Genomic DNA, 10913 nt, shown 5'->3' on the forward strand with positions numbered 1-10913 from the left:
CATGAAGATAAGCCGGTCACGATCAGCTATTGACAATATTTCCAGATCTCCGCTCCGGCGATAGCGTCCGCGGGAACAGCGACCCTCCCGGTAAAACGCGATATCGACCCCGCGTGGACGGATGGAATCGTCGTCTTCACCTGCGACCGAGCGTCGGAACGGCGGCGGCGCCGACCGGCACCGGGCCGCGCCCGTCCGGGCCGTGGTGCGGCCCGGCGAGCGCGGCTCCGGCGGTGGACGGCGTCAGGCGGCGACGCGCTCGACCGCGTCGCCGGCCGCTCGAGCGGCGGCGCCCCGGCGGGCGGGGGTGAACCCCAGCGCGGCCAGGGTGGTGAGAGCGATCCCGGCGGCCGCGGCGAACACCGCGGTGCGCAGCCCGTCGGTCGTGGCCGCGCGCAGGGCGGGCCCGGTCACGCCCGCGGTGGGCGCGTTGGCGATGGCGACCAGGACGGCCAGGCCGACCGCCCCGCCGACCTGCTGGGCGGTGGAGGCCACCGCGGAGGCGATGCCCTGCTGGTGGGCGGGGGTGGCGGCGGTGGCCGCGCCGAACATCAGGGTGTAGCCCGCGCCCTGCCCGACCCCCAGGACGATCAGGCCGGGCAGCAGGCTCAGGTACGAGCCGCCGGTGCCGAGGCAGGCGCCGAGGACGAGCGTGCCGGCGCCGCCGACGGCCAGGCTCGCGAGCATCGCGGTGCGCGGGCCGCGGGCCGTCGCCAGCCGTCCGGCGAGCTGGGACCCGGCGACGATCGCGGCCATCGGGACCAGGAAGGCCAGGCCGGTGCGCAGCGCGTCGTACCCGTGGACGACCTGGAAGTAGACGGTCAGGAAGTACAGCAGGGTGCCGAAGGTGGCCATGTACAGGAACGCGACCACCGCGCCGGTGGTCAAGTCGCGGCCGCGCAGCAGCCGCAGCGGCAGCAGCGGATCGGCGCTGCGGGCCTCGATCGCGGCGAACGCCGCCAGCAGCGCCGCGCCGAGCCCCGCCGCGCCCGCCACCGACGGCGCGCCCCAACCGGACTCGGGTCCCTGCACCAGGGCGAACACGACCAGCGTCGTCCCCGCCGTCGCGGTCAGCGCGCCGGCCGCGTCGAACCGGCGGCCCGCCCGCCGGGCGGTGCCGCGCGGGATCAGCGGCAGGGCCAGCAGCGCCGCGGCCGCGGCCAGCGGCACGTTGACGTAGAACACCGCCACCCAGCCGAACGCCTGGGTGAGCACGCCGCCGAGCAGGGAGCCCAGGATCATGCCGCTGCCGCCGGCGGTGCCCCACACCGCGAACGCCCGGTTGCGTTCGCGCCCTTCGGCGAACCCGGTGGACACCAGCGTCAGCGTGGCGGGGAACAGCAGCGCCCCGCCGAGGCCCTGCACCGCCCGGGCCGCGACCAGCGGCCCCGGGGAGCCGGCCAGCCCGCCCGCCAGCGACGACACCGCGTACAGCGCCAGCCCGGCCATGAAGACGCGGCGCGGGCCGAACAGGTCCACCGCGCGGCCGCCCAGCAGCAGGAACCCGCCGAACGCCACCGCGTAGGCGCTGACCACCCATTGCAGGGTCTGCGCCGAGAAGCCCAGCTCGGAGCCGATCTCCGGCAGCGCCACGTACACGATGTTGTAGTCCAGGGAAACGATCAGCTGGGCGAACGCCAGCAGCGCCAGCGCCGCGGCCGGCCGGCGGAAGTGCGCCGGTCCGTTCCGGTCGTCTGCCATTCGAGGGTCACCTTCCGTGCGGTGGGAGGACGGCGGGCGCGAGGACGCCCGCCGTCCGCGTCAGGGGCGGGTGGGCGCGGTCCGGACGTCCGGACCGGCACCGCCGGCGGAGCGACGGCCGGATCCGGATTCCTTCGGCGCGCCGACCGCGGTCATGACCACCACGCTAGGGAGCCGATAGACCTCGGATAGGGTGCACTTTCATGACGGAATCGTGGGTCAATTCGGCGGAGCGGCTCGGCAGCGACCTGCATCTGGACCTCGCCCGCCCGGGCAGCCGCCGCGCCGTCCTCACCGGCGCGCTCCGCGAGGCCGTGCGGGACGGGCGCCTGGCCCCGGGCACCCGGCTCCCCTCGTACCGGTCGCTGGCCGCCGATCTAGGGCTGGCCCGCAACACCGTCGCCGACGCCTACGCCGAGCTGGTCGCCGAGGGATGGCTGATCGCCCGGCAGGGCTCGGGCACCCGGGTCGCGCCCCGCACCGAGCCCGTCCCCCCGCCCCAGGTGCCGAAGGCGGCGGCGCCGCGACCCGCGCCGCCGGCGCACGACCTCCAGCAGGGGCAGCCGGACGCCTCCTCGTTCCCGCGGTCCGCCTGGCTGGCCGCCGCCCGCCGCGCGTTCGCCGCCGCACCGAACGAAGCGTTCGGCCCGGGCGACCCGCGAGGGCGCCCGGAGCTGCGCCGCGCCCTCACCGAGTACCTGGCCCGTGCGCGCGGCGTCCGGACCTCGCCCGACCGGATCGTCGTGTGCTCCGGCTTCGCCCACGCGCTGAGGCTGATCTTCGGCGGCCGGGTCCTGCACGGCCCGCTGGCCGTGGAGTCGTACGGCCTCGCCTTCCACCGGGCGATCCTGGCCGCCGCGTCCGTCCGGACCGTCCCGCTCGCCCTCGACGCCGACGGCGCCCGCACCGCCGAGCTGGCGGGGCTCACGGGGGTGCGGGCGGCGCTGCTCACCCCGGCGCACCAGTTCCCGACCGGGGGACCGCTGCATCCCGAGCGGCGCGTGACCGCGCTGGACTGGGCACGGACCCGCGGAGGGGTGATCCTGGAGGACGACTACGACGGCGAGTTCCGCTACGACCGCGAACCGGTCGGCGCCGTCCAGGGCCTCGACCCCGACCGGGTCGTCTACATCGGCTCGGTCAGCAAGAGCCTGTCTCCGGCGCTGCGGCTCGGCTGGATGGTGCTGCCCGAGCACCTCGTCCCGGCCGTCCTGGACGCCAAGGGCCGGCGGGAGGCGTGGGCCGGCGTCACCGACCAGCTCACCCTCGCCGACTTCATCGCCTCCGGACACTACGACCGGCACGTCCGCCGCATGCGCCAGCGCTACCGCGCGCGGCGCGACCGGCTCGTCGCCGCCCTCACCGCCCGCGCCCCGCACATCACGCCCACCGGCATCGCCGCCGGGCTGCACGCCGTCCTGCGCCTGCCGCCGGGGACGGAACGCTCCACGGTCGAGGCCGCCGCCGAGCGGTCCATCGCCCTGGACGGGCTCGCCGACTTCCGCCACCCCGACGCCACCATGCCCGTCCAGGACGGGTTGGTCGTCGGCTACGCCGCCCCTCCGAACCACGGCTACGCGCAGGCCGTCGAAGCGCTGTGCCGGATCCTCCCGCCCGCCCCCGGGGAGCATTGACCGGCGCCACCGGACGCCGATCGCGGCGTCGCCGATCTGCGCGATCGGACGCGGCGCTCCCTCGTCCTCGGCATCTCCCGGATGCTCAACCGCCGGCAGCTGTGCGAACTGGTCGGAACCGGACTGCCCGGCTGCCCGCGCCCGCGCCCGGCCGGGGCGCGGGCGGGCCGGCGGCGGACCGGACGACGGCGGTCTTCACCGGCGGTCCCCGAAGGCGACGCGGTCGCCGTCGGCCGCCGCGGCGTAACGGCGCCGCGCGTCCCGCTGGAGCTCCCGGGACTCGGGGCTCGCGAGCCGCTCCGCGAAGAGCCCGGCCTCGAGGCGGAGACCTTCGGTGAGCGGCAGCCGGGAGCCCTCGACCAGGGCGCGTTTCGCGGCGGCGAGTGCGGCGGCGGGACGGGACGCCATCCGGCGGGCCAGGCGCGTCGCCTCCGCCCGGAAGACCGGGGCGGGGAGCACCCGCTCGACGATCCCGGCCGCCCGGGCCTGTTCGGCGGTGAGGACGTCGCCGGACAGGACGACGTCGGCGGCCCGCCCCGGGCCGATCAGCCTGGCCAGGCGCTGGGTGCCGCCCGCCCCGGGGATGATGCCGAGCGCGGTCTCCAGGAGGCTGACGTGGGCGTCGGCCGAGGCCCAGCGCACCGTGCAGGCCAGGGACAGTTCGAGGCCGCCGCCCCACGCCTGCCCGTCGATCGCGGCGATCACCGGCTGCGGGAGCCGCTCGACGCGCCGCATCGCGGTGTACCAGATCTTGGCCCGCGGCACCGGCCCCCGGGACAGTTCGGCGAGTTCGTCCAGGTCCGCGTGTGCGACGAAGTAGCCGGGGACGCCGCCGGCCAGCATCACGACCCCGATGTCCGGGTCGGTCTCCAGACGGGCGAGTTCCGCGTCCAGTTCTTCGAGCGCGGCGAAGGTGAGGAAGTTGCGCGGCGGGTTGCGGTAGGTGAGGACGGCGACGCCGTCGCCGTCCTCCCGGGTCCACAGTGTCATGTCAGGTCCCTGGGCGAGTCGAGTCCGTGCTCGGCGAGGAAGCGCAGCACGGCGTCGTTGAAGAAGGCGGGGTTGTCCTGGTTGGCCAGGTGGGCGGCGTCCGGGACGGCGAGGTACCGCGCCAGCGGGTCCCGGCGCGCCCAGACGGGCATGGCGGTGCGGAAGTTGCCGAGCCGATCGTGGTCGCCGTGCAGCAGCAGCTCGGGGATCTCGATCCGGTACGCGGGCTCGGGGCGGAGGGCGCCGACCAGGCTCGCCATGACCGCGACCATGTCCGGATGCGACATCCGGCTCGCGGTGCCGCGCACGTACTCGCGGACGCGGGGGTCGCGGGCGGACGCCTTGGCCTCCTGGCGGATCAGCGCCTTGCGCGGGTACCAGGGCAGCATGCGGACGACCGCCGCGGCCTGGAGCCGCTCCCGGCGCGACATCGGCAGGGTGTTGCCGGCACAGCCCAGCGCGACGAGCGCCGAGACCCTGTCGGGGCGGTGGTAGACGATCTCCTGGGAGAGGTTGCCGCCCATCGACTGGCCGACGAGGACGGTCCGCCCGATGTCCTCCCGGTCGAGGATCGCGAGGAGGTCGTCCACGGCCGTGCCCAGGGACCACGCGGCCCGGTTGGGGATGGAGCGGCCGTGCCCCCGGACGTCCCACAGGAGGATCCGGTGCCGGGCGGCGAACGTCTCGATCTGCGGTTCCCACGTGCGGTGGTCGAGGGTGGCGCCGTGCGTGAAGACGATCGGGAGCCCGTCGTCCGGGCCGCCCGTCCAGTAGTGGATCTCGCAGCCGGCGCGCTGGACGGTGCGGTGCCGCGGCGTCATCGCTCCCCCTCGCCGCCCAGGAGGAGGACCGACGCGCCGTAGTGGACGCTCTGGGTGGACGGCGTCCCGGGTCCGGCCGTGGCGACCGGTTCCCCGCCGCCCTGATTGCGGTCGAAGTGCGGGAAACTGCTGCTGGACAGCAGCAGGCCGATGCTGTGGCCCTCCCCGAACCGCCGGGCCGTGTACCCGAGGTCGATCTCCAGCGGGATCACCTCTCCGCGCGGCACGGGGGTGCCCGGGCCGTCGCGGTGGCTCAGCCGGACCGCTCCTTCGCAGACCGGCAGCAGCCGTCCGTCGGGCAGCCGGTCCACCAGGCGGGCCATCACGTCGGCGTCCGCGGCGTCGGTCGCGAAGGAGAGCCGCAGCCGGACGCGGCCGGTGACGTCGGTGTCCTCGCCGAGCACGTCACCGAGGTAGAGCAGGACGTCGGGGCGCGCGGCGATCCGGCCGAGGTCCAGCGGCCCGGGGACGAGGCGGCCGAGGTGCAGGACGCGCCCGCCGCGGCTCGGGACCGGGTCGGCCGGGTCGTGGACGTAGCCGTCGGGTTCCGCCGGGCCCGCGGGATCGGGCCCGGCGGCCAGCCCGCCGGGCGTTCCGCCCGCGACCGCGGGACCGGTCAGGTGCAGGGCGAGGCCGGCGGTGCCCGCGGGGGGCCACCGCTCGGCGGTGCGCCATTCGTCCGCCCCCATCAGGAAGTACAGGACGGGCGCGGATTCGCCCGGCCCGTCCAGGCAGCGGCGGAAGAAGTCCAGGTGCCGTTCCGGGAGGCGCGCGGCGGCGGCCGAGGCCGCGACGCCGAAGTTCACCTCGCCCTGCAGGTGGGTCAGGGCCCCGGTGTGCGCCCAGGGCCCGACGATCAGCTCGTGCCGCAGGTCCGGGCGCAGCCGCCGCATCTCCAGGTGGCCGCGGACGGTCGCGGAGGCGTACACGTCGTACCAGCCCGTCACCGACAGGACCGGCACCTCCACCGCCGCGTGGTCCCAGTCGGGCAGGGCCCGGACCCGCCCGGCCAGCAGGTCGCCGATGCGGATCGGGAAGCCGGGCAGGTCCAGCTCCGGCATGCCGGCGAGCGGCAGCCGCCGCATCGCCCGCTCCGGGTCGTGGATCAGGGCCGCGACCCGCGCGGCGAGCGCCGGGTCGGCGTCCGGCCCCTGCCGGCCCAGCCAGTCGGCGGCCATGTAGGCCAGCCAGCCGACCAGGTGGTCGAGCCGGAGCGCGCCGCCGGTGTCGCGGGCGTCCGCCGCCGCGCCGGTCGTCATGGCCGGGGCGATGCCCCGCAGGTGCGGCGGCCGCAGCGCGGCGCCGAGCCAGGCGACGATGCCGAGGTAGGACGTGCCCGCGAGGAACACGTTGCCGTCGCACCAGGGCTGCGCCGCCGCCCACTCCACGGTGTCGTAGGTGTCCTCGGCCTCCTGCTCCCACATGACGGCCCGCCACTCGCCGCCGGAGTCGAAGCGGCCGCGGGTGTCCTGCGCCAGGGCGGCGAACCCGCCGGCGAGGCAGTGCCGGGGGTGCAGCGCGTCGGAGCCGATCTCCCGCCGCCCGTACGGCGTCCTGAAGATCACGGCCGGGGCCGGGGCCGGGGGTCGCCACAGGTCGCCGCGCAGCGGCACGCCGTCGCGCATCGGGGTCTCGACGCCGCTTTCGATGCGTCCCAGTTCCACCGTCACACCGCCTTGGGGGCGAGCATCGTGCGGGCCATCTCGTTCCACCCGGCGGTCGCGCCGCCGTCCACGGTGAGGGCGCAGCCGGTGAGGAACGAGCTGCCGGGCAGCGCGGCGAACACGGCGGCGCGGGCTTGCTCCTCGGGGGCGGCGAGTCGTCCGGCGGACGTGGTCGCGGCGAGGGAGTCGCGCAGCGGGCCGGGCGGCCACAGCTCGTCCACCATCCCGGTGTGCGTCGGTCCCGTGACCAGCGCCACCGCGCGGATCCCCTGCGCGCCGTAGTCGACGGCGACCGACCGGGCGAGGCCGATGAGGGCGTGCTTGGCCATGTTGTAGACGGGAGAGCGGGGCGTCGCCGCGACCCCGCACATCGAGGACGTGAACACGAACACCCCGCCGTCCGCGCGCATGTGCCCGACGGCGGAGCGCACCAGGTAGAAGTTGGCGTCGCAGCACACGCCCATCACCGTGCGGTAGTCGTCGTCGGTGAGGCTGTGCGGCCGCCCGGGGACGTTGACGCCGGCGTTGCCGTGGACGACGTCGAGGCGGCCGTGCCGGGCGACCACCGCGTCGACGACGCCGGCGACCGCGGCGGGGTCGGAGACGTCCGCCTGGACGATCCCCTCCCCCGGCGTCCGGTCCACGCCGACGACCTCGGCGCCCACGGCCCGGAAGAGCCTCATCGAGGCCGCGCCGATGCCGCTCGCCGCGCCGGTGATCAGGACGACCCGGCCGTCGAGGCGGCCGAAGACGTCGCCGTCTGTCATGGTCATGCTCTTCCCCTCAGCGGCCGGTGAACTCGGGGCCGCGCTTCTCGACGAAGGCCCGTGCGCCTTCGGCCGCGTCGTGCACTTCCCTGTTGTTGCGGATGTGGAAGGTGTTCTGGGTGCGGAGCGCCTGCTCGAGCGGCTGGCCGTACACCCTCTCGCGCAGCTGCTTGTAGAGGCCGATCGCCCGGGTCGGGCCGGCCGCGAGGCGCCGGGCCTCGGCGAGCGCCGCGTCCCGCAGGTCCGCCTGCGGGACGACGCGGGTGTAGATGCCCAGGCGCTCGGCGTCGGCGGCGTCGAGCAGCCCTCCCGACAGGTAGATCTCCGTCGCCTTCGCGGTCCCGACGACACGGGCCAGCATGACGGCGGTGCCGGTCTGCGCCACGTTGACCAGGCAGCTGCCGATCCGGGCGGTGTCCGCGGCGATCCGCAGGTCGGCGGCGCAGGCCAGTTCGGTGCCGGCTCCGGCCGCGGGGCCGTTGACCGCCGCGATGACCGGCTGCGGCGCCGTGGCGATCGCCTCGACGATCCGCAGGTACACCGGGTCGGCGGTGTCGCCGAGGACCGGCGAGTGCCTGCGCTCCCCGGCGAGGTGCTCGTCCACCGCGCCGAGGTCGTCCCCGCCGCAGAACGCGCTGCCGGCGCCGGTCAGCACCACCGCCCGGGCCCGCGGATCGGTCTCGGCGCGCTCGAGCGCGCGCAGCAGCTCCTCGCCGAGCGCGCGGTCGAGCGCGTTGCGCCGGCCCGGTCGGTTCATCGTCAGCCACAGAACCCCCGGCGCCGGCCGCGAGGCCAGCAGGACCCCGCCTCCGGCCACCGTGCTCTCCTGCCCCTGCGTCATGCTCGGACCATCCCTCCATCGACGAACAGTGCTTGGCCGGTGACGTAGCCGGCGCCCGTCCCCAGCAGCCAGACGACCGCGGCGGCGACCTCCTCCGGGTAGCCGCAGCGGCCGAGCGGCAGCCGCGCGGCGGTCTTCTCGGCCAGCCCGCGGAGCCCGCTCTCATCGAGCATCGGGGTGTCGATGAAGCCCGGGCACACGGCGTTCGCGCGGACGCCGAGCGGTCCCAGCTCGACGGCGAGCGACCGGGTCAGGCTCAGCAGCCCGCCCTTGCTCGCGTCGTAGGCGGCCTGCCCCGCGAACCCGGTCACCGCGATCGAGCAGACGTTGACGACGGCGGCGCCCGGCCGCCCGGCGAGGGCGGGGGCCGCCTCGCGGGCCAGCCGGAACGGCGCCGCCAGGTTGACCTCCAGCACGCGCGTCCAGTCGGCGGTGCGGTGCTCGCCGAGCGGCGCGCGGTGCTCGACGCCCGCGTTGTTGACCAGGCCGTCGAGGCCGCCGAGCCGCTCGACCGCGCGGGCGACGAGCCGCCGCGGCGCGCCGCCGCCGGTCAGGTCGAGCGGCATCGTGTGCAGCCGGTCGTCCGCGACCGGGTCGCCGAACCGCCGCTCCAGGCGGCGGCATCCGGCCTCGTCGACGTCGGTCGCCAGCACCCGGGCGCCGTGCAGGAGCAGTTCGGCGACCAGCGAGGTGCCGATGCCCCCGGCCGCGCCGGTGACCAGGACCCGGCGGCCGTTCACGCCGCCGCCCCGGCACGGGCCCGGCGCAGCAGCCGTTCGGCGTTGCCGTGCAGCCAGGCGCGGACGGTGCCGTCCGGCAGGCCGAGCCGGGTCGCCTCGGCGGCGAGCGCGGCGGGCGGGCGGGCCTGCGTCCAGCTGGTCGAACCGAACATGACGCGGTCGCGGACGGGCCCGGCGCCCAGCGTCAGCAGCGCCTCCCAGCCCGATCCCGGCACCGCCATCCTGGACGGGCGGTGCGAGGAGAACTCCACGTGGACGTTGGGGTGTCGCTGCGCCACGGCCAGCATCTCGGCCACCCACGGCCAGCCTCCGTGGCCGGCCACCAGGACGAGGTCCGGGTGGGCGCCGGCGATCCGGTCCAGGACGCGCGGCCCCGAGACGTCGATCGGGACGTCGGAGCGGAAGTGCTGCCCGCAGTGCAGCCACACCGGGGCGCCGGCCTCGGCGGCGAACCGCCAGAGCTCCGCGTGCTCGGGACCGGACGGGTCGACGCCGTCGAGGAACGGGATCACCGACAGGCCGGTCGCGCCGAGCCCGTCGAGCGCGCGGCGCGCCTCGGCGAGCGCGGCCCGCGGGTCGGCGAGGCCGACGCCCGCCCACGCGCTGAGCCGGTCGGGATGCCGGGCGGCGTAGCCGGCGACCCGGTCGTTGACGGTGCCGTCCCCGACGGGCCACGGCCCGCCGTGCAGGACCTGATGGGCCACCCCCGTCTCGGCGAGCGCGCCGGCGTGGCGGTCGATGTCGAAGCCGTCCCCGAGGACGGCGGCCAGCCGCTCCGCCGTGCCCACCGGGTCGCGCGCCGCGTCCGCCGCGACCTCGCCGGGCGCGCGTCCGGTGCGGGCGGCGAGCCGCCCGGCGAAGAGGACGAGGTAGCGCGGCGCGGCGGTGGCCAGCGCGCGCAGATAGGCCGTCCAGCACTCGGTGTCATAGGCGACCTCGCAGACGTCGATCACCGGTTCACGCATCACGGCCTCCTTATGTATAAACGTTTGTTTACCAGATTCGCCGAGCGCAGGTCAATGAACGTTCATGTGGTGATAGCGTCGAGGCGTGGCTACGACACGCTCCCGGACGACCGCCGCCGGCGCCCCGGCCGCGGCCTCGATGAGCCGGCGGATACTCGACGAGGCGGCGCGCCTGTTCTACGAGGACGGGTTCCCCGCCACCAGCGTCCGCAAGATCACCGCCGCGTGCGGGGTCACCGCGGGTTCGCTCTACAACCACTACGGATCCAAGGAGGAAGTCCTCTACGCGATCCTCAAGCGGGCCCACGAGGACTCGGAGGCGCTGCTGGAGGAGGGCCTGCTGCACGGCGGCGACCGGCCCGACCGGCAGCTGGCCGAGCTGGTGCGGGAGCTCACCCTGTTCCACACCGAGCGGCGCGTCGAGGGCCTCGTCGCCCGCACCGAGTGGCGCCACCTCCCGCCCGAGCAGGCCCGCGAGGTCCTGGACGCGCAGCGGCGCGTCCGCCGGATCTTCGAGCGGACGCTGGAGCGGGGCCTGGCCGCCGGCCGGTTCCGGCTGAGCGACCCCCGGTCGCCGCGCCCGGCGCAGGTGGACGTGGTCGCCAAGGCCATCCTCGACATGTGCATCAACGCCGGGCAGTGGTTCCGGCCGGAAGGCCCGGTGACGGCCCGCGACCTCGCCGACCAGTACGCCTTCCTCGCCCTCCAGCTCGTCGGCGCCGACCCCCGCGACACCTGACGCCTCCGGCCGCCCCGCACGCGAGGCGGCCCGGGCGGTTCAGCGGGCGGT

10 protein-coding genes are annotated in these 10913 nt (G+C 76.1%); 2 read left to right on the plus strand and 8 right to left on the minus strand.

Going from position 1 to position 10913, the window contains the following annotated elements:
* Positions 1 to 243 precede the first annotated feature (243 nt).
* Positions 244 to 1701, minus strand: coding sequence for an MFS transporter (locus tag DMH08_RS00615; RefSeq protein WP_125610860.1), 1458 nt, complete (start codon positions 1699 to 1701; stop codon positions 244 to 246).
* Positions 1702 to 1904: 203 nt separating this feature from the next.
* On the opposite strand from DMH08_RS00615, the gene pdxR reads away from it, so the two are divergent.
* Positions 1905 to 3335: a MocR-like pyridoxine biosynthesis transcription factor PdxR gene (pdxR, locus tag DMH08_RS00620; protein WP_125610862.1), complete on the plus strand. Its 1431-nt coding sequence runs from the start codon at positions 1905 to 1907 to the stop codon at positions 3333 to 3335.
* Between the two features lie 195 nt (positions 3336 to 3530).
* Here the strand turns inward: pdxR and DMH08_RS00625 are convergent, their stop codons facing one another.
* The 7 genes from DMH08_RS00625 to DMH08_RS00655 are packed head-to-tail and all read right to left on the minus strand — an operon-like array spanning position 3531 to position 10123.
* On the minus strand, positions 3531 to 4325 hold the full coding sequence (locus tag DMH08_RS00625; protein ID WP_125610864.1) for an enoyl-CoA hydratase/isomerase family protein: 795 nt from the start codon (positions 4323 to 4325) through the stop codon (positions 3531 to 3533).
* Positions 4322 to 5146 (minus strand): alpha/beta fold hydrolase, encoded by an 825-nt coding sequence (locus DMH08_RS00630; protein ID WP_125610866.1) that lies wholly within the window; start codon positions 5144 to 5146, stop codon positions 4322 to 4324. The genes DMH08_RS00625 and DMH08_RS00630 overlap by 4 nt, the downstream gene beginning before the upstream one ends.
* On the minus strand, positions 5143 to 6816 hold the full coding sequence (locus tag DMH08_RS00635; protein ID WP_199747539.1) for a CocE/NonD family hydrolase: 1674 nt from the start codon (positions 6814 to 6816) through the stop codon (positions 5143 to 5145). The genes DMH08_RS00630 and DMH08_RS00635 overlap by 4 nt, the downstream gene beginning before the upstream one ends.
* Positions 6813 to 7583 carry an SDR family NAD(P)-dependent oxidoreductase gene (locus DMH08_RS00640; RefSeq protein ID WP_125610868.1) on the minus strand — a complete coding sequence of 257 codons (771 nt, stop codon included), beginning with the start codon at positions 7581 to 7583 and terminating at the stop codon, positions 6813 to 6815. The genes DMH08_RS00635 and DMH08_RS00640 overlap by 4 nt, the downstream gene beginning before the upstream one ends.
* Positions 7584 to 7593: 10 nt before the next feature.
* The gene (locus tag DMH08_RS00645) at positions 7594 to 8418 is read right to left on the minus strand and encodes an enoyl-CoA hydratase-related protein (protein ID WP_051300939.1); all 825 of its coding nucleotides are present in this window, start codon (positions 8416 to 8418) and stop codon (positions 7594 to 7596) included.
* On the minus strand, positions 8415 to 9158 hold the full coding sequence (locus DMH08_RS00650; RefSeq protein WP_026403449.1) for an SDR family NAD(P)-dependent oxidoreductase: 744 nt from the start codon (positions 9156 to 9158) through the stop codon (positions 8415 to 8417). The genes DMH08_RS00645 and DMH08_RS00650 overlap by 4 nt, the downstream gene beginning before the upstream one ends.
* Positions 9155 to 10123 carry an amidohydrolase family protein gene (locus DMH08_RS00655; RefSeq protein WP_125610872.1) on the minus strand — a complete coding sequence of 323 codons (969 nt, stop codon included), beginning with the start codon at positions 10121 to 10123 and terminating at the stop codon, positions 9155 to 9157. The genes DMH08_RS00650 and DMH08_RS00655 overlap by 4 nt, the downstream gene beginning before the upstream one ends.
* 85 nt (positions 10124 to 10208) lie before the next feature.
* Here DMH08_RS00655 and DMH08_RS00660 point away from each other — a divergent pair, with 85 nt between their 5' ends.
* Positions 10209 to 10862: a TetR/AcrR family transcriptional regulator gene (locus tag DMH08_RS00660; protein ID WP_125610874.1), complete on the plus strand. Its 654-nt coding sequence runs from the start codon at positions 10209 to 10211 to the stop codon at positions 10860 to 10862.
* The last annotated feature ends 51 nt before the right edge of the window (positions 10863 to 10913 follow it).

It is taken from the genome of Actinomadura sp. WAC 06369, from assembly GCF_003947565.1.
GTDB lineage: Bacteria > Actinomycetota > Actinomycetes > Streptosporangiales > Streptosporangiaceae > Spirillospora > Spirillospora rifamycini.